The 24,418-nt window shown below is 65.1% G+C and carries 18 protein-coding genes; 7 read left to right on the top strand and 11 right to left on the bottom strand.

The window, feature by feature from the left end; translation table 11 throughout:
* Positions 1–9: 9 nt before the first annotated feature.
* Positions 10–753, top strand: coding sequence for a methylenetetrahydrofolate reductase (locus tag BJI67_RS06735; protein WP_070072378.1), 744 nt, complete (start codon positions 10–12; stop codon positions 751–753).
* Positions 754–1,232: 479 nt separating this feature from the next.
* The gene (tnpC, locus tag BJI67_RS06730) at positions 1,233–2,663 is read left to right on the top strand and encodes an IS66 family transposase (protein WP_070071668.1); all 1,431 of its coding nucleotides are present in this window, start codon (positions 1,233–1,235) and stop codon (positions 2,661–2,663) included.
* 40 nt (positions 2,664–2,703) lie between these two features.
* Here the strand turns inward: tnpC and BJI67_RS16725 are convergent, their stop codons facing one another.
* Positions 2,704–3,516: a 2OG-Fe(II) oxygenase gene (locus BJI67_RS16725; protein ID WP_083250698.1), complete on the bottom strand. Its 813-nt coding sequence runs from the start codon at positions 3,514–3,516 to the stop codon at positions 2,704–2,706.
* A 578-nt stretch (positions 3,517–4,094) separates the two neighbouring features.
* On the opposite strand from BJI67_RS16725, the gene BJI67_RS06725 reads away from it, so the two are divergent.
* Positions 4,095–4,517, top strand: coding sequence for a hypothetical protein (locus BJI67_RS06725; RefSeq protein ID WP_070072377.1), 423 nt, complete (start codon positions 4,095–4,097; stop codon positions 4,515–4,517).
* 85 nt (positions 4,518–4,602) lie between these two features.
* Here BJI67_RS06725 and BJI67_RS06720 read toward each other — a convergent pair whose 3' ends face one another.
* The 5 genes from BJI67_RS06720 to BJI67_RS06700 form a co-directional block, all read right to left on the bottom strand.
* Positions 4,603–5,544: a beta/alpha barrel domain-containing protein gene (locus BJI67_RS06720; protein ID WP_070072376.1), complete on the bottom strand. Its 942-nt coding sequence runs from the start codon at positions 5,542–5,544 to the stop codon at positions 4,603–4,605.
* Positions 5,545–5,584: 40 nt separating this feature from the next.
* Positions 5,585–9,166 (bottom strand): pyruvate:ferredoxin (flavodoxin) oxidoreductase, encoded by a 3,582-nt coding sequence (gene nifJ / locus BJI67_RS06715; RefSeq protein WP_070072375.1) that lies wholly within the window; start codon positions 9,164–9,166, stop codon positions 5,585–5,587.
* Between the two features lie 14 nt (positions 9,167–9,180).
* Positions 9,181–10,878: an NAD(P)-binding protein gene (locus tag BJI67_RS06710; protein WP_070072374.1), complete on the bottom strand. Its 1,698-nt coding sequence runs from the start codon at positions 10,876–10,878 to the stop codon at positions 9,181–9,183.
* 146 nt (positions 10,879–11,024) lie between these two features.
* Entirely contained in the window at positions 11,025–12,422 is a 1,398-nt protein-coding gene (locus BJI67_RS06705) for a Cu(+)/Ag(+) sensor histidine kinase (protein ID WP_070072373.1), read from the bottom strand.
* Positions 12,419–13,102 carry a heavy metal response regulator transcription factor gene (locus tag BJI67_RS06700; RefSeq protein WP_070072372.1) on the bottom strand — a complete coding sequence of 228 codons (684 nt, stop codon included), beginning with the start codon at positions 13,100–13,102 and terminating at the stop codon, positions 12,419–12,421. The genes BJI67_RS06705 and BJI67_RS06700 overlap by 4 nt, the downstream gene beginning before the upstream one ends.
* A 175-nt stretch (positions 13,103–13,277) precedes the next feature.
* Between BJI67_RS06700 and BJI67_RS06695 the strand changes: the two genes are divergently transcribed.
* From BJI67_RS06695 to BJI67_RS06685, 3 genes are read left to right on the top strand one after another with little or no spacing between them, the layout of a single operon-like run.
* Positions 13,278–15,062 carry a copper resistance system multicopper oxidase gene (locus tag BJI67_RS06695; protein ID WP_070072371.1) on the top strand — a complete coding sequence of 595 codons (1,785 nt, stop codon included), beginning with the start codon at positions 13,278–13,280 and terminating at the stop codon, positions 15,060–15,062.
* Between the two features lie 30 nt (positions 15,063–15,092).
* Entirely contained in the window at positions 15,093–16,136 is a 1,044-nt protein-coding gene (locus tag BJI67_RS06690; protein ID WP_070072370.1) for a copper resistance protein B, read from the top strand.
* Positions 16,137–16,177: 41 nt separating this feature from the next.
* Entirely contained in the window at positions 16,178–16,765 is a 588-nt protein-coding gene (locus BJI67_RS06685; RefSeq protein WP_083250697.1) for a cupredoxin domain-containing protein, read from the top strand.
* Positions 16,766–16,825: 60 nt separating this feature from the next.
* Here BJI67_RS06685 and BJI67_RS06680 read toward each other — a convergent pair whose 3' ends face one another.
* From BJI67_RS06680 to BJI67_RS06660, 5 genes are all read right to left on the bottom strand, one after another.
* Positions 16,826–17,380 (bottom strand): cytochrome b, encoded by a 555-nt coding sequence (locus BJI67_RS06680; protein WP_070072369.1) that lies wholly within the window; start codon positions 17,378–17,380, stop codon positions 16,826–16,828.
* Positions 17,381–17,458: 78 nt separating this feature from the next.
* Complete coding sequence (gene pcaD / locus BJI67_RS06675) at positions 17,459–18,247, bottom strand: 3-oxoadipate enol-lactonase (RefSeq protein ID WP_070072368.1); 789 nt, start codon at positions 18,245–18,247, stop codon at positions 17,459–17,461.
* 100 nt (positions 18,248–18,347) lie between these two features.
* The gene (gene relA / locus BJI67_RS06670; RefSeq protein WP_070072367.1) at positions 18,348–20,495 is read right to left on the bottom strand and encodes a GTP diphosphokinase; all 2,148 of its coding nucleotides are present in this window, start codon (positions 20,493–20,495) and stop codon (positions 18,348–18,350) included.
* Positions 20,496–20,528: 33 nt separating this feature from the next.
* The gene (locus tag BJI67_RS06665) at positions 20,529–23,030 is read right to left on the bottom strand and encodes an ABC transporter permease (RefSeq protein WP_070072366.1); all 2,502 of its coding nucleotides are present in this window, start codon (positions 23,028–23,030) and stop codon (positions 20,529–20,531) included.
* Positions 23,024–23,710 carry an ABC transporter ATP-binding protein gene (locus BJI67_RS06660; protein WP_083250696.1) on the bottom strand — a complete coding sequence of 229 codons (687 nt, stop codon included), beginning with the start codon at positions 23,708–23,710 and terminating at the stop codon, positions 23,024–23,026. Before BJI67_RS06660 ends, BJI67_RS06665 begins: the two co-directional genes overlap by 7 nt.
* Between BJI67_RS06660 and BJI67_RS06655 the strand changes: the two genes are divergently transcribed.
* Complete coding sequence (locus tag BJI67_RS06655; protein ID WP_070074016.1) at positions 23,709–24,335, top strand: arylesterase; 627 nt, start codon at positions 23,709–23,711, stop codon at positions 24,333–24,335. The genes BJI67_RS06660 and BJI67_RS06655 overlap by 2 nt on opposite strands.
* The last annotated feature ends 83 nt before the right edge of the window (positions 24,336–24,418 follow it).

Raw genomic sequence — 24,418 nt, 5'->3', positions numbered from 1 at the left:
AATGGCTCAATGAGAATTTCAGTCGAACTGATCCCGCGAAATGCCGAGGACCTGCTCAACGATGCGAGGACGGTTCGCTCCGTCATGCCGCAGGCAACCGCCTTCAACATTCCGGATCTCATCCGCTTCCCGATGCGTAGCTGGGAGGCCTGCAAGCTCACCAAGAACATCCTCCCCGCCTCGATTCCGCACATCCGGGCCATCGACATTCCGCCGGTCGGCGATCCGCCGATGGCCGAGGACATCCTGGCGACAGGGCTTCAAGAGATCCTCGTCATCCGCGGCGATCCGCCCCACGACCTGAGCCACCGAACCTATCCGAACAGCAGCGAGGACGTCATTCGGCGGTTCAAGCAGTGTTGCCCGAACGTTCGGGTGTATGCCGCCCTCGACCCCTACCGGCTCGGCTTCCGCGACGAACTCACGGCCATACACCGCAAGCTCGATGCCGGGGCCGACGGCTTCTTCACGCAACCGATCTTCGATCTGCGGCTGATGGCCATCTGGGCGGAAATGCTGCAGGGCCACAACATATTCTGGGGAATCGCCCCCGTGTTGGGGGATCGTTCGCGGGCATACTGGGAAACGACGAATCGGGTGGTCTTTCCCTCGAACTTCGCACCCACCCTGGAATGGAACCGAAACTTTGCCGCCAAGGCCGTTCGCGCCGCCCGGGATTTTGAAGGCAATGTCTACTTCATGCCGATTCGGGTAGACCTGGCTGCGTATCTAGCCGGCCTAGTCACAGATTAACTCTGGCTCCAGGAACGCAGATATAGAGTTAACTTGAGAATTATGGATATTCCCGTGATATGAGAAAAGTGCTAACCGACCAGTCCGTTGGCATATATCACATATTAATCCGTCATTTCGAGACACTGACCGCTCATTTTCTCAAATAATCGGGCAATCTGCATTTCACACGCAACGTCCTGTGAATCGAGATAGCAGAGCATCGACGAAAAAATTACGTAACTACTCAGTGAAAATAATTACAAAAAGTACTTGACAGGGTTTTTGGTAGTTTTTTTGAAAATATGGCGGCGCTGTAACGAGTGCGATTATTGGTCTCCGAAAGCGACAGAGGCGTAGTCTTCCTTGCGACATCACGCGAGGCACTGCCCCACCGTCAGTCAATTATTTTACGCCGCCAGATCGCCTTACAAACGAGAAAATTGGCACTTCAAAACCCGTGAGATAATAGCTTCATTACTTCTTTGGAGCAGTCTTGCGTGCGGATCGACGGCGTCGATATCGAGATCACCCTGGCACAGGTCAGGGCGCAACTGGAGCAGGAGAAAGACCTATCTCCGGCACTCCGCGCCAGTATCGAGATGATGCTCATGTTGTTCGTCGTGTTACTCAACCGTCTCGGGCTCAATAGCCGCAACAGCAGTCAGCCGCCGGCATCGGATCCCAATCGGCCACGCAGCCAGCGTGTGCGCTCAAGCCGACCTTCCGGTGGCCAGCCGGGGCACGTGGGCAAGACCTTGCGCCCGGTCGAGCATCCCGATGAGATCGAGGTCCTCAAGATCGATCGTCGTCGCTTGCCGAAAGGCTGCTATACCGAGGCGGGTTTCGAGACTCGCCAGGTTTTTGATATCGACATCAGCCGGATCGTGACCGAGTATCGGGCGCAGATCCTGGAGAATGAATCAGGCCAACGTTTTGTGGCTTCATTCCCGGAAGGGGTGGATAAGAAGGTGCAGTATGGTTCCGGCCTCAAGGCCCATGCCGTCTATCTGTCCCAATATCAGCTCTTGCCCTACAAGCGGATCCAGGATTACTTTGCCGATCAGTTGGGCATCCCTTTGAGCGATGGTTCACTGGTGAACTTCAATCGCGAGGCATTTACCCGCCTGGCGGCCTTTGAGGCGATCAGCAAAACGGCATTGGCCAAAGCCGTGTCCGCTCATGCCGACGAGACCGGGGTCAACATTGATGGCAAACGCCATTGGCTGCATGGTCTGTCCAATGCTGATTGGACGCATTATCAGGTCCACAGTAAGCGAGGCCAGGAGGCGATGGACGCGATCGGGATCCTGCCACGGTTCCGCGGTGTGCTGTGTCATGACCATTGGAAACCCTATTACCGTTATCGGGACTGCACCCATGCCCTGTGCAATGCCCACCACCTGCGCGAACTGGAACGAGCATTCGAGCAGGACGGACAACAATGGGCGGAAGCGATGGGCAAGCTGCTCAGAGAGATTCATCAGGCCGTCGAGAACGCTGGCGGCATCCTGCCGCTGACCGAGGCCAATGCTTACCGGCAGCGCTACCGAGATGTGCTCGAGGCGGGGCAACTGGAATGCCCTGAGCCGGAAAAACCACCCGACAACAAGCCTCGGGGGCGGATCAAGCGGAGCAAGGCCCGCAATCTGCTGGAGCGTCTGATGGCCTATGAAGACGATGTGCTGCGTTTCATGGTGGACGTCAATGTGCCGTTCACGAACAATCAGGCGGAGAACGATATCCGTATGACCAAAGTGCAGCAGAAGATCTCCGGCTGCTTCCGCAGCCTGGAGGGTGCCGCGATGTTTTGCCGCATACGGGGATATCTATCGACCTGCCGAAAGCAGGGGGTCACGGCTTCGGAGGCGTTGCGCCTAGTATTCGATCGCAAGCTACCGGCTTTTGCTCTGGCGATCTCTGAGAATTAGCTGAGTAGTTACAAAATGACAAAGTGATCGCATATCCGCGCTACAAAATGCGTCTAACAACTCGAATCAAAATTGGGGGGGTGATTTCTCGTATCACATCTTTCACACCAATCCTCCTCGTTTTGAATGTTTCCCCCTCTCGCTCTTTAAATAAGGTTGAATGATTATCTGAAGAAACTTCATTATTTGGACGTCCTGTCGAGAAGTAGTAATATGCCAGTGATCTTCTAGACCGATTACTTGGACATTTCAAAGGATCAGGATGACCATGATAAGTAAATGATGTGGTAGTAAAGATAACAGCCGTATTGAATCTCGGGTAAATCTTTTGAATTGGCACACTCATCGACGAGTCAAATAGCTGAAGTGTTCCATCCCATTCATCGTCCCAATCTTTATTTAAATACAAAAGCAAATTAAGCCTTCTATCAAGATCAAGTAAATGGTGTTTATTGAAATCTGCGTGAACCTTTAACAACCCATTTCTTTTAATCTCATGATACCCACCGCCAGCCAGATATGGATCACTTATTAACGGTTCCTTGATACCGGTAAGAGTATTTAGCCATTTCAAAAATAGATCTGATTGAAGATAGGATGTTAAATAGGCGGCGCTGGGTGTTAAGGCTTGCATTCCTTTGCTAGCGAGCTTGATTTCCCTCGGATTATCGAATTTATGAACTTCATCTTTTGCTTTGGCAAGATCGGGAAACTCATCAGCGACCTTTTCGAGCAAAGTCTCGTTAATAAAATCCTCCATAACCACATGAGGGAATGGTGATGCGCTTATGTAGTTATTATTAAGGTGTTCTGCATCAAGCCATCTCGGATTGATTACGTCTCTGAGCTCCATAACTATTCCTTATGTTTTTGTGTAATGATTGACATTGGTAGCTTCCAGGTGGATTTCACAGGTACTTATTGACTTTGAGTTAAGCCGGTCAGCATTAAGCGCTGCATCTGATAGTACCATTGAGAAAAGTGGTAAAGGCCACTTTTCTCAAATATCTACCAATTAAGCTTCCTAAAAAACATCACTCCGGGCAATCACAACCTCAACCTAGTCTGCACGCCAGCAACAACTCAATTTTAAATTGAGTTCCAGTATTTCCTTCACATATTACGTAACTTCTCAATACCATCAAACTCATACCAATCTCTCAGAGCCTTTTCGCTTTGCCCATGACACCTCTACGATCACAGCGTTATTTTGCCGCATTAGTGACAAAGCGCACACAAACTCCCGTAACCTGACGTCATCCCAGAGCCGCAAGGCGCGTGACCCTGGTGTCTGGCCACCTTGTATTCTTGCGTTGATACTTGAATCGAAAGAAAAAAATCCCAGATCGTTCACGTCCAATAAACCCTTTCCCCCACTGGTTCGGTTATTGCTTCCTGATGCGTACACACCCAGTAGCAGGGCGAATTACCATGAAGCTATTCATCAGCATCAACAGTCCGAGCCAGGACATGGCGAAGAGTCCGATCGACGAGGCCATCACATTCGTGGCGGCGCATGCGGCCATGGAGAATCGCCAGGGGCGGTTCCCGGCGGGGCCGACGCTGGACATCACCTTTATGCTGTCGAGCAAGCAGGAAGCGCCGCCGTTTACGGGGATGCGCATGGGCGGCTACGACAAGCAGGGCGATACGCTGTATTTCGAGGCTGCCGTGCCGGAGAAGATCACGCAGTCGGACGCCGCACCGCGCTATGTGGCCCTGGTGATGCAGGATATGGTCGACAACGCCAAGGAATATTTCGACGAGATGGATATCGATTTCGATATCGACAACTGGCGACGCGTGATCGATGTCCTGACGGCCGCCGAAACCGAGCAGGCCGTCACGCATTAATCGGCCAGGCCTTCTGTCGTCTGCCCCGGCCCAGGATTGCGCCGGGGCGGACGGCAGAATACGCGGCCCGATAAGCCCCCACCTCTCAGCTGGCCTCGTTAGCCAGCACGTGCGAAAGCGCGCCGCGAATTCTCGCGAGCGTCTGTACGTTCTGTCCGCCCATCCAGTTTTCGAGTTCGCCCAGGGTTTTCTTCAAATAACCGCCGCGGCGCTGCTCGCTGGCCCAGGGTACGGCCACGGCATTGGCGCCGGCGAGCAGGTATTTGATCAACATGGCCGAATTGAAGTTGCGCTCGACGACGGCGAGGCTGGTGCCCGAGCGCGCGTGCAGGGAGGCCAGCCAGGCGAGGTTGAAGCCGGGGTCGCGGGCCTCGGCGGTCTGGCAGATGGACACGGGCACCAGCGAGGCCAGGTCGATGTCCACGCCGCTGTAGCGCTCGCCGAGCACGACGCCCGAGGCGCCGGCCTGGGCGAGCTGCAGGGCGAGGTAGGACGGCGAGGTGAAGTGCGCGTGCATGCGCACGGCGACCGGAATGCGCACGCGGCCGACGATTCGCTGCACCAGTTCGAGCATGCGGCGTTCCATGGTCGGGCCCGATTCCTCGGGCTGAGTCAGCGGATGCTGCAGGTCGAGTTCGATGGCGCTTGCACCGGCCTCTTCGAGATCCATCGCGGTCTGCAGCATGATGCCCTCTTCCGCCCCGCGCAGACTGACGAAGATGGGGATGCCGGCGCGCGTGCTGGCGGCGTGAATCGCATCCAGCGAATTGACGAACAGCTCCTCGGTGAGCGAGGCGAAGGGGAAATAGTCGGCGGCCTCGGGGTGCGCGTCGACGCCGAGGTCGAACACCTGGGCGCGCGCCACGTCCTCCAGCGGCGTATTCGCGTCGTGCATGAAGGGCACGAGGATGGCGGCGGCGCCGTCCTCCTCGCAGGCCAGCAGATTGCCGACGTCGAGATCGGATTCGATCAGGGCGACGAGGGGATGCGCAAGCCGGTAGCCGAGAAACGTTGTGGTCAGATCCATGATCCTGCTCCCAATGCGGCGATGGCCTTCGCCAGCTGTGTCAGGCGTGCGCGTCCTCCCAGTGCGGCAGGAACCGACTGCCGTCGCGCGCCGCCAGATCTTCGTAAAGCCTGTACCGCTCATCCACCGCCGCCTGTGCCTGTTCGAGCATCTCGGCAGCAGCGTCGGGATTGGTGCTCTTGAGGCTCAGGTAGCGCAGCTCGCGGTTGGCGTATTCCTTGAACGGGATGCGCGGCCGGGTCGAGTCCAAACGGAAGGGGTTGAGGCCCGACTTGCGCAGTCCGGGGTCGAAGCGGAACAGCGGCCAGTAGCCGCTGGCGACCGCCCTCGCCTGCTGCTTCATGCCCGTGCGCATGTCGATGCCGTGGGCGATGCACTGCGAGTAGGCGAGGATCAGCGAGGGGCCGGGGTAGGCCTCGGCCTCGCGCAGGGCGATCAGAGCCTGCTCCGGGTTGGCGCCGAGTGCGATCTGCGCGACATAGACCGTGCCGTAGGCGATGGCCTGCATGGCGATGTCCTTGCGCGGAATCTGCTTGCCCGCCGTGGCGAACTTGGCCACCGCGCCGAGCGGAGTCGCCTTGGAGGCCTGCCCGCCGGTGTTGGAATAGACCTCGGTGTCGAGGACGAGGACGTTCACGTCGCGGTCCTGCGCGATCACGTGATCCAGCCCGCCGTAGCCGATGTCGTAGGCCCAGCCGTCGCCGCCGACAATCCATACGCTGCGCTTGAGCAGGAAGTCGGCCACGGTATGCAGCATGCGCGCATCGTCGTCGTCCTCGGTCGCCAGTATCTCCTTGAGCCTGGCGATGCGCTCGCGCTGGGCGACGTAGTCGGACTCCTCGACCTGGGGCGCATCGAGCAGCGCCTCGACCAGCTCGCCGCCCACGCGAGGCGCGAGCTTGCCGAGCAGATGGCGCGCCAGCTCGGTCTGCTTGTCGATCGCAAGCCGATAGCCCAGGCCGAATTCGCCTCCGTCCTCGAACAAAGAGTTGTTCCAGGCGACGCCCCGCCCGGCGTCGTTGGCGCGCCAGGCGTGGGCCGGCGTGTTGCCGGCGTAGATCGAGGAGCAGCCGGTGGCGTTGGCGACCTGCATGCGTTCGCCGAAGAGCTGCGAAACGAGCTTGAGATACGGGGTTTCGCCGCAACCGGCGCAGGCGCCGCTGAACTCGAACAGCGGCTGAAGCAGCTGCACGCTGCGCACGTTGGCGTAGTTCACGAGGCTGCGCGGCGGCGTCGGAAGCGTTTCGAAGAATGCGATGTTCTCGCGCTCGGCGGCGACCAGATCGAGCTTCTCCTGCATGTTGATGGCGCGGCGCTGCTCGTCGGCCGGGTCGGTGGCCGGGCAGTTCTCCACGCACACGCCGCAGCCGGTGCAGTCCTCGACGTAGAACTGCAGCGAGAACAGTGCGCCGGGATAGCCTCGCGCGTTGACCGGCGCGGACTTGAAGCGCTCGGGCGCGTCGGCGGAGGCCTTGCAGTCGTAGATCTTCGCGCGGATGACGCTGTGCGGGCAGACGATGCTGCACTGGCCGCACTGGATGCACAGCCCCGGTTCCCACACCGGCACCTCGACGGCGATGTTGCGCTTCTCGTATTGCGTGGTGCCGCCCGGGAAGGTGCCGTCCACCGGTATCCGGCTGACCGGAATCCGGTCGCCCCGCCCGGCCATGATCTGCGCCGTCACCGCCTGCACGAACTCCGGCGCCGAGGGCGGCACGATGGGCGGTCTGTCGCGCGTCGCGCTGACCTCGCCCGGCACCTCGACGCGGTGCAGTTCGGCGAGCGCCGAATCGACCGCGGCGTTGTTCAGATCGACGATCCGCCGACCCTTGCGCCCGTAGGCCTTCTCGATCTCCTGCTTGATCGCGGCGATCGCGTCGTCGATGGGGATGACGTCGATGAGCTCGAAAAAACAGGTCTGCAGCAACGTGTTGATGCGCGGGCCGAGGCCCAGGCGCAGCGCCGCCTCGGAGGCATTGATGACGTAGAACTCGGCCTGCTTGTCGATCAGCTGTCGCTGCACCGAGCTGGGCAGGTTGTCCCACACCCGGTCGGGGCCGTAGGGGCTGTTCAGCAGGAAGATGCCGCCGGGGCGCAGCGGGTCGAGCACGTCGAGGCGGTCGAGGAAATCGAACTTGTGGCAGGCGACGAAATCGGCGTGGCGGATCAGGTAGGGCGCGGCGATGGGCGCCTTGCCGAAGCGCAGGTGGGAACTGGTCACGCCGCCGGACTTGTGCGAATCGTAATCGAAGTAGGCCTGCGCGTAGGTGTCCTCGACGTGGCTGAGGATCTTCACGCTGCTCTTGTTCGCGCCCACGGTACCGTCCGCGCCCAGGCCGAAGAACACGCAGCGCTTGGTCTCGGGCGGCTCGATGTCGAGCGACGGGTCGAAGTCGAGGCTGGTGTGGGCGACGTCGTCGTCGATGCCGACCGTGAAACCGGTCTTGGGGCTGGGCTTTTTCAGCTCGTCGAACACGGCCTTGACCATGCCCGGGCTGAAATCCTTGGAGGACAGGCCATAGCGTCCGCCGACCACGCGCGGCAGGCTTTCGCGGGTGCCTTCGGCGTAGGCCTGGGCGAGGACGTTGAGCACGTCGCTGCACAGCGGTTCCATCGGCGCGCCGGGCTCCTTGGTGCGGTCGAGCACGGCAATCGACTGCACCGATTCCGGCAGAGCCGCGAGAAAGTGCCGGGCGGAGAACGGTCGGTACAGCAGCACCTGCAGGGCGCCGACCTTCTCGCCATGCGCGTTGAGCCATTTCACGGTCTCGCGCACCACCTCGGCGCCCGAGCCCATGCTCACGATCACCCGTTCGGGCGCGGGATCGCCGTCGTAGCGGAACAGGTCGTAATGCCGTCCGCACAGCTCGCCAAGCCGGCGCATCGCGCCCTCGACGATTTCCGGGACTGCGGCGTAATACGGATTGACCGCCTCGCGGGTCTGGAAATAGGTGTCCGGATTCTGCCAGGTGCCGCGCACCACCGGGTGCTCCGGCGACAGCGCGCGCAGCCGGTGCTCGCGCACCAGGCGGTCGTCGATCATGGCGCGCAGATCGCCGTCCGCAAGCATCTTCAGGCTGTTGTACTCGTGCGAGGTACGGAAGCCGTCGGCGTAATGAATGAAGGGCACGCGCGCGGCCAGCGTCGACGCCTGTGCGACCACGGCAAGATCGTGCGCCTCCTGAATCGAAGCGGCGCCGAGAATCGCAAAGCCGGTGCTGCGCGCCGCCATGATGTCCTGGTGGTCGCCGAAAATGGAGGATGCGCCGGCGGCCAGAGCGCGCGCCGCCACGTAGAACACCGTCGAGGTCAGCTCGCCGGCGATCTTGTACATGTTCGGCAGCATCAGCATCAGGCCCTGCGAGGCAGTGAAGGTGGTGGTCAGCGCGCCGCTCTGCAATGCGCCGTGCACGCAGCCGGCGGCGCCCGCCTCCGACTGCATTTCCTGCACCTTGGGCACCTCGCCCCAGATGTTCGGTATCCGCTGCGACGACCACGTGTCCGCCAGTTCGGCCATCGGCGAGGACGGCGTGATCGGGTAGATCGCGCACAGTTCGTTGATCCGGTAGGCAACGTGCGCGACGGCGCTGTTGCCGTCAAGCGTGGTGGTCTGCTCGGACATGCGGCGTTGCCTCCCTATGGCCTGACCTTGAAGCCGCCCGGCGCGAGCGGCTCGCCGAGGCTGCCGAGTACGGCGGCCGCGGACGCGGGTTCGTCGATCATTTCGATGGCGTGGCACGGGCACTGCTCGAAGCACACGGCGCAGCCCGTACACAGATCGAGATCCACGGCGTAGCCGAGCCCCGGCCCGCGACGCGCGATGGCCTGCTCCGGGCAGGCCGCGTAGCAGTTGTCGCATTCGAAGCAGTTGCCGCAGGACAGACAGCGTTGCGACTCGAAGCGGGCCTCGGATTCGTCCAGCCCCGCGGCGACCTCGCCGAAGCCGGCGCGGGCGGCGGGCGGCAGCTCCGCCTGGGTCTGCCGCGGCGCTTCCAGATAGTCGGGCAGATGCAGTTTCTCGAAGCCGATCAGGGTGCGCGCTGCTGGTGGCGTGGCAGCCTTGCGGCCCGCCAGCCAGTCGTCGATGGCGGCCGCGGCCTTGCGGCCATGGCCCACCGCGGCGGTCATGGTGCGCGCGCCGCCGATGCAGTCGCCGCCGGCGAAGATGCCGGCCTCGCCAGTCATGTAGCTGTCGTCCACCACAACCTCGTCGTGCGCCGTGGTGTGGATGCCGCCGTACTGCGCGAGCAGCGAGAGGTCGCTGTGCTCGCCGATCGCCAGCAGCACCGTGTCCGCGTCGAGGCGTTCGACCTCGCCCGTGGGCAGCAGTGCGCCGTCCGGACCCGGTGCGACCTTCTCCACGGTGACACCCTCGGCGCTGAAACCGGTGACTACGCTCATCCATTTCATCCGCACGCCCTCGACCAGCGCCTCGTGGGTCTCGCTCTCCAGCGCCCGCATGTGCCCGGCGTCGCGGCGGTAGATCACGATGGCCTCCTGCGCGCCCAGGCGGCGGGCGGTGCGGGCGGCATCGATCGCCACGTTGCCGCCGCCGACGATGGCGACCACGCGGCCAAGCCGGGTCGACTCGTCGCGCTTGGCCTCTTCGAGCACACTGAGCGCATCGGCCAGCTTGCGGCCGTCGACCGTCGGGATGTTGGTGTGATTGGAAATCTGCGCACCGACCGAGACGAACACGGCATCGAAGCCGCCCTCCTCGCGCGCCGCACGCAGGTTGTCGATGCGGTGATTGGGCATCAGTTCGACGTTGGGCATGGCCAGAATCCGCGCCGCCTCGCGTTGCACCACGTCGCGCGGCAGGCGGTAGGACGGGATGCCGTACTGGAGCATGCCGCCCGCCTCGGGATTGGCGTCATGGATCTCGACCCGATGGCCGCGGCGCGCGAGATGATAGGCACAGGAAAGACCCGCGGGGCCGGCGCCGACGACGAGCACGCGCTTGCCGCTGGCCGGGGCTTCGGGGAAGGCCCAGCCCTCCTCCAGCGCCAGGTCGCCGAGGAAGCGTTCGACCGAGTTGATGCCCACTGAGACATCAAGCTGGCCGCGGTTGCAGGCGGTTTCACAGGGGTGGTAGCAGGCACGACCGTGGATCGCCGGCAGCGGGTTGGCGGCGGTCAGCGCCTCCCAGGCCTCGCGGTAATGGCCTGCCTGCGCCTCGGCCAACCAGCCCTGGACGTTCTCGCCCGCCGGACAGGCATCGTTGCAGGGCGCAAGGCCGTCGCGGTAAACCGGCCGTTGCCAGCGCTGACTGCCCACGCCCTTGCGCGTCGTCAGGGCCATGGTCTGGGTCATGTTCTGCAGCTTCGATGCCATGACGGGACTCCCCGGTTCGTGGGTCTGCGATGCTTGGCGATATCTTCCTGCAAAAAACTCGACCGACCTAAGCCATTCCGCCCGCAGGATGACCTGGATCAGGACCCTGTATCGATACCGAACGCAGCGGAAACGCAGATGCCGCTTCAGGTCATGCTGGCACGCGGCAGGCGGATGACGAAGCGCGTGCATCCGTCCGCCGATTCGATGCTCACCGAACCACCATGCGCCTCGGCGATGGATTTGACGATGGCAAGCCCGAGGCCAGCGCCCTCGCCCGTATGCCGGCGCGCTGGATCGGCGCGGTAGAAGCGTTCAAAAAGTCGCGGCAGATGCGTCGGGTCGATGTCGCCCGGGTTCTCGACCGCGATCTCGACCGCGTCCGGCTCGGACGACAGGCGCACGCTCACCGACGAGCCGGCCGGTGCGTGTCGAATGGCGTTGCTCAGCAGATTGCTCAACGCACGGCGCAACATCAGGCGGTCACCCTGCACGCTGGGCGCGTCTCCCCGCAGTTGCAGCGCGACGCCGCGGTCCTCGGCCCAAGCCTCGAAGAACTCGAACAGCGCCTGGCTCTCCGCCGCGAGATCGACAGCGTCGCGTTCGAGGCGCAGGCGGCGGTTGTCGGCCTGCGCGAGGAACAGCATGTCGCCGATCATCTTGCTCAGGCGTTCGTACTCCTCGAGATTGGAATAGAGGATCTCGCGATAGGCCGCGGCGTCGCGCGCGCGGCCGAGCGCGACCTGGGTCTGCGTCGCGAGATTGGTCACCGGCGTGCGCAGTTCGTGGGCGATGTCTGCGGACACGGCCGACAGGCGGCGAAAGCTGTCCTCGATGCGTTCGAGCATATCGTTGAACGAGGTCGCCAGCTCGGCCAGTTCGACCGGCACCGCCTCGGGTGCCAGGCGCGTATCGAGCCGCGCAGAGGTAATGCCGCGGATGCGCGCGCTGACGTCGCGCAGCGGCGCATGCCCGCGCTGCACCGCTAACCAGGCGGCGGCGATGGCCATCAGGCAGGCGAAGGCGGCGGTCAGCCAGAGCGTGTGGCGGAACCAGTCGAGGAAATGCTGGTGAAAATCGGTCGACATCGCCACCGCGACGGTGATCGGCCGCAAGTGACCGGGAAGACCGGCATCGATCCGCAGCAGCGCGCCGCGGTAACGTCTGCCGTCCGTACGCCAGACGCGCACGTCGCCGGCAGCGATCTGCACGGCGGGGCTGCCCGCCGCCAGCAGCGGTGATAAATCCGCGCCGGGCGTAGCGTACAGCCGGCTGCCGTCGGCGCCGGTCACGCTGACGAACACGCGCTTCTCGGCGGAGACGGCGCGCGCCAGGACCTCGTGCAACGGCACTTGCGCCGGGCGGGTGTCGAGCGCGGTCACCACCGCGCGCGCCACGCCGGCGAGCACCCCGGCATCCTGCTCGACGAAGTGATGTTCGATCGAGCGTTCGATGACCCAGCCGAAGCCGAGAAACAGCAGGCAAGTGGCCAGCCCCACGCGGACCGTCACCCGCAGCGCGAGCGAAACCGGGCGGCGGCTCATTCGGCGTCCGGCAGGTCGAGCACGTAGCCCATGCCTCGTACCGTGTGGATGAGTTTGGGCTCGAAGCCCTCGTCCACCTTGGCGCGCAGGCGGCGGATCGCGACGTCGATCACGTTGGTGTCGCTGTCGAAATTCATGTCCCAGACCTGCGATGCGATCAGCGAGCGCGGAAGCACCTCGCCCTGCCGACGCACCAGCCGCTCCAGCAGCGCGAATTCCTTGTTGGTCAGGTTGATACGCGTGCCGCCGCGGCTGGCACGGCGGCGCGGCAGGTCGAGCACGAGATCGCCCACCTCAAGGCGGTCGGCGACGGCCGGCGCGGCACCCCGGCGCAGCAGGGTACGCACCCGAGCGAGCAGTTCGGAAAAGGCGAAGGGCTTGACCAGATAGTCGTCCGCGCCGAGTTCGAGGCCCTTGACCCGGTCCTCCACGCTGTCGCGCGCGGTGAGGAACAGCACCGGCAACTGCCGGCCGGCCTCGCGCAGGGCGCGCAGGATGCGCCAGCCGTCGACGTCGGGCAGCATCACGTCGAGCACCACGAGGTCGTAGTCGCCGGTCATCGCGAGGTGGTGGCCGTCGAGGCCGTTGCGCACGAGGTCGACCACGAATCCCGCCTCGGTGAGCCCCTGGCGCAGGTATTCGCCCGTCTTCTCCTCGTCCTCGACCACCAGCAGCTTCATGCCTTTCGCTCCTTCTTGCATCAGCGCCACGCACCCAGCTTAGCCCTCCGCCAGACCACCCGCCCATCATGACATCAATGTAATGAAGCGGTCATGCGAGGGACAGCGGCCACCCACTAGGCTGGTCCGCAACGTCCCGTCCGGGCGCCCGACATCCGCAGGAGGAGCAGACGACATGACCCGAGTCCCGACAGGCCCTGATCTTCGCCGCCGACGCTTCGTCCAGGGTCTCGCGGCCGGGGGCGTGATGCTTGGCCTCGCCCCCTCGCTTGCGGCCGCCGCGAGCAGCGTAGGCCGCACGGCCGCAACCGGAGCACCGGGGCTGCGCGGCACCGAGTTCGATCTCGTGATCGCCGAGTCAGCCGTCAACTTCACCGGCCAGCCGCGCATCGCCACCACCATCAACGGCTCGATCCCGGCGCCGACCCTGCACTGGCGCGAGGGCGACACCGTGACCCTGCGCGTGACCAACCGCCTGCGCGAGGTCACCTCGATCCACTGGCACGGCATCATCCTGCCCTACCGGATGGACGGCGTGCCCGGCATCAGCTTCCCCGGAATCGCGCCCGGCGAAACCTTCGTCTACCGCTTCAAGGTCGGCCAGAGCGGCACCTATTGGTATCACTCGCACAGCGGCATGCAGGAGCAGACCGGCCTGTACGGTGCCATCGTCGTCGAGCCAGCCGGCGGCGAGACCATCCGCGCCGACCGCGAGCACGTGATCGCCCTGTCCGACTGGACCGACGAGGATCCCATGCGCGTCTTCGCCAAGCTCAAGTCGCACAGCGACTATTACAATTACCATCAGCCCACGGCGATGGATTTCTTCCGCGACGCCGCGCACGAGGGGGTCGCCGCCGCATTCGGCAAGCGGCGCATGTGGAACCGGATGCGCATGAGCCCGACCGACCTCGCGGACGTGTCGGGCGACACCCTCACCTACCTGATGAACGGCACCACGCCGGCCGGCAACTGGACCGGGCTGTTCCGCCCCGGCGAGCGCGTGCGCCTGCGCTTCGTCAACGGCGCCGCCAACAGCTTCTACGACGTGCGCATCCCCGGACTCAAGCTCACCGTCGTGCAGGCCGACGGCGTCGACGTCGAACCGGTGACGGTCGACGAGTTCCGCTTCGGCCCCGGCGAGACCTACGACGTGATCGTGAGCCCGCACGACGAGGCCTACACCATCTTCGCGCAGTCCATGGACCGCAGCGGCTATGCGCGCGGCACCCTCGCGGTGCGCGAGGGGCTGAATGCGCCGGTGCCCGCGCTCGACCGAATCGAACAGCTCACCATGACTGACATGATGGGCGCGATGGGCGGCATGGAGCACGCCGCGGCCGGACACGTCAGCATGAACCACGGCGGCATGAACCCGGCCGGGCAGCCGATGGCGCACGGCGCGCACGGCATGGCCATGCCAGCCGCCGGCGGCAGCCCCCCCGTACGCCACGCGCGCACCGAATACGGCCCCGGCACCGACATGCGCGTCGATATGCCGCGCACCAACCTGGACGATCCCGGCGTGGGCCTGCGCGGCAACGGCCACCGCAGCCTCACCCTAGCCGATCTTCATACTCTGGGCGGGCCGCTCGACCCGCGCGGTCCCGAGCGCGAGATCGAGCTACACCTGACCGGCAACATGGAGCGCTACACCTGGGCCTTCGACGGCCTGCCTTTCGGCGATTCCACGCCGGTGCATTTCCGCTACGGCGAACGCCTGCGCGTGATCCTGCACAACGACACCATGATGACCCACCCCATGCACCTGCACGGCATGTGGAGCGAACTCGAATCGCCGAGCGGCGAATTCCAGGCGCGGTTGCATACCATCGCGGTGCAACCCGCGCAGCGCATCAGCTTTCTGGTCACCGCCGACGCGCGCGGCCGCTGGGCCTGGCATTGCCACCTGATGTTTCACATGGATGCGGGCATGTTCCGCGAGGTCGTGGTCGCCTGAAACACAGGCACCGCCAGAAGGAGAACGACGATGAATCTGCCCCGCACCGCCATCCTGAACCTGACCGTCGCCGCGCTGCTCGCCGCGACGGCCGTGCAGGCGGATACGACCACACCGGACGCCGCCGTACCGCCCATGCAGCACGACGGCATGATGCACGGCGCCCCTGCCGGTCAGACCGATGCCAAACCGTCCCACGGCACCATGTCGGGCGATCACGCTGGCATGGTCCATGCCGGCATGGGACACGCCGCAGCGCCAGCCATGAACCACGGCGCCACGCCTGCCCCCGCAAGCAGCGGCGCAATGACGCACGACAGCATGTCCATGCAGGGCGGCAGCGCGCCGGCCGATGCACGCGACCCGCATGCCTACGCCGACGGCTACACCCTCACCTCCGGCGCGTACGCGCTGCCCGACAAACAACGCCTGCACCTTGCCGACGAGAAGCGGTTCCACGCCGTGCGCGTGGACCGGCTGGAACGCGTTTTCACCTCTCACGGCGACGCCACCGCCTACGATGCCCAGGCCTGGATCGGGCGCGACTTCAACCGCCTGGTGGTCAAGGCCGAGGGCCACATCGCAAACGGCAGGCTGCAGGAAGCTACCACCCAGGCCTTCTGGAGCCATGCGCTTTCCGCCTTCTGGAACGGTCAGCTCGGCGTGCGCCACGACAGCGGCATCGATCCTTCGCGCACCTGGCTGGCCTTCGGCTTCGAGGGCCTTGCGCCCTACTGGTTCGAGACCGACGTCACCGCCTACGTCGGCGGCGATGGCCGCACCGCGCTGTATGCCGCCACCGAATACGACCTGCGTATCACCCAGCGACTGATCCTGCAGCCACGCCTGGAGGCAAATCTCTACGGCCGTCGCGACGCGGCGCGCAGCCTCGGCAGCGGCCTGTCCGACGCCAGTGCCGGGCTGCGCCTGAGGCGCGAATTCGGGCGCCAGTTCGCGCCCTACGTCGGTGTCGAATGGGCCGGCAAGTTCGGAGAAACCGCCGATTTCGCACGCGCCGCCGGTGAACCCGCGCGCGAAACCCGCTGGGTCGCCGGACTGCACTTCTGGTTCTGAACCACCCCGGGGTCCACCCCATCCTCTCAAGGAGACAGCCCATGAAGACATCCACCCTGATCGGCCTGGTCGCCCTGTTGCCAGCGCTCGCGCTGGCGAACGGCGAACCGAAAGCCCCGATGATGCCCGGAGCCATGCACGGCAGCGACGTGCAGATGCCCGGACACGCCATGCCCGGCATGGACCGGATGAACGGCATGCACGGAAACATGGGCATGCATGAAGGCATGAGCGCCGACGGGCACGACCTGCACGGCGGAATGGCGGGCAGCCCCGGCGACCCCGCGCGGGTCGACCGCACCGTCGAGATCGACATGAGCGACGCCATGCGCTTCGCGCCCGCCGAGCTGCACATCAAGACGGGAGAAACCATCCGCTTCTTCGTGCGCAACCAGGGACATCTGGTGCACGAAATGGTCATCGGGCCCGCGGACAGGCTCGCACAGCACGCCGAGATGATGCGCAAGATGCCTGCGATGGCGCATGTCGCACCGAACATGATCCAGCTCAAGGCCGGCCAACGCGGCGGCCTGGTCTGGCGCTTCGACCGGCCGGGCAAATTCGAATACGCCTGCCTGCTGCCCGGCCACCGGGAGGCCGGCATGAAGGGACGGATCGTCGTGGAATAAACGCCTGTCTGGTGCGGGCCGCCCGTGTCGTACGCGGCCCGTTCGCTACGGACGTCCCGCTCAGTCGCGTCCGGGCCGGCCCAGCATGCGCAGCAGGGTCGCGTCGCGATCCAGAAAGGCGTGTCGCAACGCAGCGAGCACGTGGACCGTGAGCACCGCGATGATGGCGAAGGCCAGGAGTTCGTGGATTTCGTGAAAGGCCTCGCCGAGCGCCTTGCTCTTGCCCACCAGCGGCGGCAGCGTGAACAGGCCGAAGAACGAGAACGGGTGCCCGCCCGCCGAGGACATGATCCAGCCGCTGAGCGGCATCAGCAGGATCAGGGCGATCAGCGAAAACTGCACCGTGCGCGCCAGCCTGTGTCGCCAACGCGGCGGCGCCCCGAGCAGTACCGGCATGGGATTCACAGCACGCCAGAAAATGCGCAGGATCACCAGCAGCAGGATGGTGATGCCGATGGACTTGTGTACCCCGATCATCTGCAGCTTGTCGGGACCGCGCGGCAAGTCGGCCATGTAGAAGCCCACGACGAGCATGAGCAGGATCAGTGCGGCGGTCAGCCAGTGGTTGGTGATGGTCAGCCAGCCGAAACGGTTGTTCGAATCCTTCATCGACATACGCTCGTCTCCCCAGATCGATACGCACCAATAAGTATATCGACTCGATTTATAGATGCTGTGGGATATGCCACACAATCAGAGAGCCCCCTTGTCGAGGAACCCGATCAGGCTGCGCGTGAACGCCTCGGCCGCCTCGACATTGGACAGATGGGCCGCGTCCAACGTCACCAACTCTGCCTGTGGAATTCCCTCGGCCAGCGCGCGCATCGCGTCGGGCGGCGTCACCGGGTCGTGTCGGCCCGCGATCACCAGTGTGGGCACGCCGATGCGGACGAGGTCCGTACGCTGATCCATGTCGCGGATGGCGGCGCAGCAGGCGGCATAGCCCACCGGATCGGTCACGTTGAGCATGGCCTGGATCGCGGTGCACTCGGCGCGCTCGCGCTCGCGGAAGCCCGGCGTGAACCAGCGCTCCATGGTGGTGCCGATCACTGCGTTCATGCCGCCCTCGGCGAGTTGACATATGCGTGCTTCCCAGTCCTCGGGGCTGCCGAGCTTGGCCGCGGTATTGCACAGCACCAGACGTTCGAGACGGTCGGCGGCGTGGCTGCCGAGCCAGATGCCGGTCATGCCGCCCAACGAAAGCCCGCAGAAGTTAGCGCGCTCGATATCGAGCGCGTCGAGCAGGCCGAGCACGTCGCGGCCCAGGCGCTCGATGGTATAAGGACCCAGCGGGACGCTGCTGCGGCCGTGTCCTCGGGTATCGTAACGCAATACCCGAAAACGCTCGCTCAGCGCCGGAATCTGCGGATTCCACATCTCGAGCGCCTCGCCGAGCGAGCTGGAGAGCACCACCACCGGTGCATCCTCGGGACCGTCCTGGCGGTAGTGCAGACGCAGATCGTCGATTTCAGCTACGGGCATGATTCCTCCTCGCCGGTTGCTCCGTCGCACAGAGCGGCAACACAACCTATATGATTAATTACGTTAACTTAAAAATATAAATATCTATTTTTTCATATTTTTAGTGCTTGCGTTCCGCGCTGATGACATTGGGCAGCTGGCTCAGCCTGTCGAGCACCCGGCCGAGCTGCGGGATGTCCACGATCTCGATTTCGAGATCCATGATCACCGACTGGTCCTCGCGGTTGGTGCGCGTGTTGGCCGCGAGGACGTTGATCTTCTCGTTGGTCAGGGTCTGGGTGATGTCGCGCAGCAGGCCCTGACGGTCGAAGGCCTCGATGTGCACATCCACCGGATAGCTGTGCGGGCGCTCGCCCCAGTCCGCCTCGATCAGGCGTTTGCGCTGGGCGTCGGGCAGATTGAGGATGTTCGGGCAGTCGCTGCGATGGATGACCACGCCCTCGCCCTTGGTGATGTAACCCACCACCGGATCGCCGGGTGCCGGCTTGCAGCACTGCGCGAACTGGGTCAGCAGGTTACCCACGCCCTGCACCCGGATCGCGTCGCGGTCGGGTGCGCTGCTGCGCGTCGGCGCCTTGCGCACCCCGGCCGCGGGCAGCGTGGGCGCGGCCACCGGTCCCTGCATGGCCGAGGCAAGCTGGCCCGCACGCACGTCACCGCGGCCGATGGCGAGCAGCAGTTCGTCCGCCGTCTGCACGTGGAAGCGTCGCACCAGCACCTCCAGATCGGGCACCTGCACGCCCAGGCGCTGCGCCTCGCGTTCCAGGATCGCGCGACCGTCGGCCAGATGCTGATCGCGGTCGAGCTGGGCGAACCAGTGGCGCACCTTGGAGCGGTTGCGCGCACTGTAGAGGTAGCCCGTGTTGGGGTTGTACCAGTCGCGGCTGGGATTCGGCTCCTTGGCGGTGAGCACTTCGACCTGCTCGCCGGATTTGAGCAGGTAGCTCAGCGGCACGATGTGTCCGTCCACCTTGGCGCCACGGCAGCGATGGCCGATCTCCGAATGCACCGCGTAGGCGAAGTCCAGCGGCGTCGACCCCTTGGGCAGATCGAGCACGTCGCCGCGCGGCGTCATCACGAACACCCGGTCGCCGAACAGCTCGGTATGGAAGCTCTCCAGCAGCTCCTCGTCGTTGTCGCGGTGTTCGAGCAACTGGCGCAGGGAATTCACCGCCTTGTCCAGCGCCTCGTCCTGACGGCCGCCCTCCTTGTAGCGCCAGTGCGCGGCCACGCCCTGCTCGGCCAACGCGTGCATCTCGCGGGTACGGATCTGCACCTCGACCACCTTGCCCTCCGGGCCGATCACCGCGGTGTGCAGCGACTGGTAGCCGTTCTCCTTGCGGTTGGCGATGTAGTCGTCGAATTCCTTGGGGATATGGGTCCAGCGGCTGTGCACCACGCCGAGCACGGCATAGCAGGTGGACACCCGGTCGACCAGCACGCGCACCGCGCGGATGTCGTACAGATCCGAGATATCCGAATGCTTGCGCTGGATTTTCTTGTAGATGCTGTAGATGTGCTTGGGCCGGCCGTAGACCTCGGCCTCGATCCCCTCCTCGCCCAACGCGGCCTGCAATGCGCCGACGAAGGCCTTGACGTAAGTTTCGCGGGAGTCGCGGGTCTCCTCCAGGGCCTTGGCCAGGCGCTTGTAGGTCTGCGGCTCCAGGTAGCGGAAGGCGAGGTCCTCCAACCCCCACTTGAGCTGGCCGAGGCCGAGCCGGTTGGCCAGCGGGGCGTAGATGTCGAGGGTTTCGCGGGCGATGCAGCGACGCGTCTCGTAGGATTCCTCCGAGAGCAGCTGCAGGCGCTCGACGCGGTAGGCGAGCTTCACCAGCACCGCACGCACGTCGTCGACCATCGCCAGCAGCATGCGCCGCAGATGCTCCGCCTGTTCCGGCGGCTGCACGAATTCCTCGCGACATTCCTTGAAGGTGTTCAGCCAGTGGATGCTGCCGACCAGGCTCGCCATGGACTCGCCGAACTCCTCGGTCAGCTGCTCGGCACTCAACGCCTTGCGCAGCCGCGGATCGGCCAGCACGGAGGCCAGCACCGAGTCTTCGTCGGCGCCCATCGCGCGCAATTGCAGGGCGGCACTGCGTCCATCCGGACGCTTGCGCTCACGCACGCCGGCCGCGGCGATGTGAGCCAGCGCGCGCTGCATGTGCTCGCGCCGCACGCCTTCCAGGCCCTGCAGCAGCTGTTCGTCCTGCGAATGTCCCTCGGCGTCGCTCGAGGCTTCTCGTTTCATCGATCTTCGCGCTCCCGCGCGTTGTTCATGGCTTCATTCCGGCGCCTGCAGCACGCGCAGCGGCGGCACGCGCACGACCGACCGGGTGCCCCACAGGCCGACGGCCAGCACCAGCAGGGTACCCCCGGCGATGCCGGCGAACCAGAGGCCGGGATCGGGCGCATAGCCCAGGTTGAAGATGTGGACGGAAAGTCCGTAACCCAACAGGCTGGCCGAGGCGCTGGCTATCGCGCCGGCCAGTATACCGAGCCCGGCGAACTCCGCGGCCAGCGACAGCCGCAGCTGTCGGCGCGTGGCACCGAGCGCGCGCAACACGGCCAGTTCGCGGCGCCGAGTGGCCTGTGCCGCGTCCAGCGCCGCATAGAGGACGATCAGTCCGGCCAGTAGCGCGAAGGCGAACACGTATTCGACCGCACGCATCGCGCGCTGGATGATGGCGCGCACCTGAGCCAGCAGGCGGTCGACGTCGAACAGGGTGATCCCCGGATAGGCGCGTACCAGCGCCGGCAGAAAGGCGTCACGCTCCCGCGGCAGGTAGAAACTCGTGATCCAGCTCACCGGCAGTCCGGCAAGCATGCCCGGCGGCGCCACCACGAAGAAATTGGGCCGGAACGTATCCCACTGCACATCGCGCAGGCTCTGCACCGTCCCGGTGAAGGACTGTCCGGCCGTTTCGAAGCCCAGGCGGTCGCCCAGGCGGATGCCCAGTGTCTTGGCCAGCCCCTGGTCCACGGAAAACCCGCTGCGCTCGCCCGGCCGCCACCAGTGGCCGGCAACCACGCGGTTGCCCGCCTGCAGATCCGCGGCCCAGGAAAGATTGAATTCGCGGCGTACCAGACGCCGTGCCTGGGCGCTGGCGTAGTCGCGTCCGCGCACCGGGCGACCGTTGATGGTCATCAGGCGCGCACGCACCATCGGATAGAGCGCCGGCGGCGGCAGATCGTGTGCCGCGAACAGGGCGCGCACGCCGTCGCGCTGGCCGGTCTGGATGTTGATCGCGAACTGGTTGGGTGCGTCCGCGGGCAGGCTGCGCTGCCAGGTATCCAGCAGATGGCCGCGCACGAAGGCGAGCAGCAGCAGCGTGGCCAGCCCCAGCCCTACCGCCGCGAGTTGCACCGCGCCCAGTGCGCCGCGGCGCCCCAGGTTGCGCAGACCGTAGCGCCAGCCGAAACCGACGCCGGCGAAGCGTCCGCGGGCGAACCACAGCATCAACCCTCTGGCCACCGCCCAGAGCACCGCGACCGTGGCCGCACCGCCGCCGAGCACCCAGGACGACAGGCGCGCATCGCCGGTCTGCCACCACAGCAGGCCGCCCAGGGCGACCGCGGCCAGCGCCACGCTGATCCACACCGACGGCGGCGGCGAACCCAGATCGCGGCGCAGCACGCGCAGCGGCGGCACCCGTCCTACCTGCAGCACCGGAACGAGGCCGAAGCCCATCACCAGGATCAGACCGCTGGCCAGACCCACGGCGAAGGGCGTCCAGCCGGGCGCCGGCAACGCGCTGCCGAACCAGCCGGCCAGCAACGCGGCGAGACCGGCCTGCGCCAGCGCGCCGAAGGCCAACCCCAGCAGACTGCCGAAAAGACCGACCACGATCAGGCGCCAGACCGCAAGTTGGAGCACCCGACCGCTGCTTGCGCCGAGGCAGCGCAGGAGCGCGCTGCGATCGGCCTCGCGTCGCGCAAAGCTGGCCGCGGCAACGGCGATGGCACCGCCGCCGAGCAACGCCGAGGCCAGGGCCGCCAGGGCCAGGAACCGCTGCGCGCGGTCCAGGGCGGTGCGCAACGTCGGTCTCCCGCTGCGCACGTCCTCGACCTGCACGCCGGGCGGCGCATGCGACTTCAGCCAGCCACGCATGGCATCGACCGCCGTGGTATCGCCCACCAGCATCAGTTCGTGACGTACCCGGCTCTGCGGGGTGACCAACTTAGTCGCAGCCACGTCGGACAGCGCCATCACCAGGCGCGGCGCAAAATCGAACAGGCCCGCACCGGTCCCCGGCGCCTCGCGCAACACGCCCGCGAGGCGCAGACGGGTCTCGCCAAGCTGCACCTGATCGCCGACCTTGAGGTCCAGGCGCTGCAGGGCTTCCCGGCTGAGCCACACGCTGCCGGGGCTCGGCGGACCGTGCAGTGTCCGTTCCGGGCCGAATGGCGTCGACGAGAGTTTCACGTCGCCGAGCAACGGATACCCTGCTCCGAGCGCCCGCACCATCACCAGCACGGTACGCTCGCCGCTGAGCACCACGCTGGGAAAGCCCAGCGCATCGACCGTATTCAGATGCAGCGCGTGCGCGCGCTCACGTATGGGCCCAGGAATCGCATCCGCGTCGCTGACCACGAGATCCGCGCCCAACAGGCTGCTCGCCTGGGCATCCATGGCGCGCGAAACCCGGTCGGTGAAGATGCCCACCGCGCTGATCGCGCCCACGGCAACCGCAAGCGCCAGCGCGATCACGCGCAGTGCGCCTGAACGCAGATCGCGGCGCAGCGTGCGCCAGACCAGCCCTCCGGGCAGCCAGGCGCTCAGCATGTCGCGAGTCGGCCGGCGTGCAGGCGATAGCGGTTCGCGCAGCGGGCGGCCAGCGTTGGATCATGGGTGACCAGCACCAGCGCGGTCGACTGTTCGGCGTTGAGCGAGAACAGCAGTTCGATGACCTGTGCCCCGCTCGCCTCGTCCAGATTGCCGGTCGGCTCGTCGGCGAAGAGTACGGCGGGGCGCGTGACAAAGGCGCGCGCGATGGCCACTCGCTGCTGCTCGCCGCCGGAAAGCTGATGCGGGTAGTGTGCGCCGCGCGCCGCCAACCCGACTCGGTCGAGCACCGCCTGCGCGGCTTCGCGCGCGGGCCGCTCCAGCAGCTCCAGCGGCAGCATCACGTTCTCCAGTGCGGTCAACCCCGGCAGCAGCTGAAAGGACTGGAACACGAAACCGACGCGGCCAGCGCGCACGCCGGCGCGGCCATCCTCGTCCAGGGTGGAAAGATTCTGCCCGGCGAGAAAAACCTCGCCGGCGCTGGGCGCGTCCAGCCCGGCAAGCAGGCCGAGCAGGGTCGACTTGCCCGAACCCGAGGCACCCAGAATGGCCACGGACTCGCCACTGGCCACCTGCAGGTCGACGCCATCGAGTATCGTCAGGCGGCCTTCGGGACCTTCGACCGTCTTGGACAGCGCCATCGCGGCCACGGCGGCCGACGCGCTAGAATCTGCCGTCATGCGCTCCATCCTCGTCCGCTGCCTGTGCATCCTGCTGCTCGCCGCCGGCGCCGCCCATGCCGATGCGGCGCGCAAGGGCGTGATCCTGGTGCTCGGCGACAGCCTGAGCGCCGGTCACGGCATTCCGCTTGATGCCGGATGGGTGCACCTGCTCGCCGAAAAACTGACCCGGGAAGGCTATCCCTATCGCGTCGTCAACGCCAGCATCGGCGGCGACACCACTGCCGGCGGGCTCGCACGCCTGCCCGCCGAACTTGCGCGTTTCCGCCCGGCCGTGGTGATCGTCGAACTCGGCGGCAACGACGGCCTGCGCGGTACGCCGATCTCCACCTTCCGCGAGCAGCTGACACGGCTGGTCGACACGGCGCGATCTTCCGGGGCGCGTGTCCTGTTGCTCGGCGTGCGCATGCCGCCCAATTATGGCCCCGCCTACACGCAAATGTTCCATAAGGTTTACGACGAAGTGGCCGCCAGGACCGCTACGCCGCTGGTGCCGTTCCTGCTCAAGGGCGTGGCCACGCACCCCACCTTGATGCAATCCGACGGCATTCATCCGACCGCCGCCGCCCAGCCGCGACTCCTCGCCAACGTCTGGCCGACGCTCGAACCCCTGCTCGCGCGCTAAAACCCCAGACAACCCATGGCTGACAGCCACCTCACTGATCTGCAAAAATAACTAGCTTACTAATATTTACCCTGCAAGGAATT

Origin of the sequence: Acidihalobacter aeolianus (assembly GCF_001753165.1) — a bacterium.
Lineage (GTDB): Bacteria > Pseudomonadota > Gammaproteobacteria > DSM-5130 > Acidihalobacteraceae > Acidihalobacter > Acidihalobacter aeolianus.
This window is presented reverse-complemented; position numbering and strand designations above follow the sequence as displayed.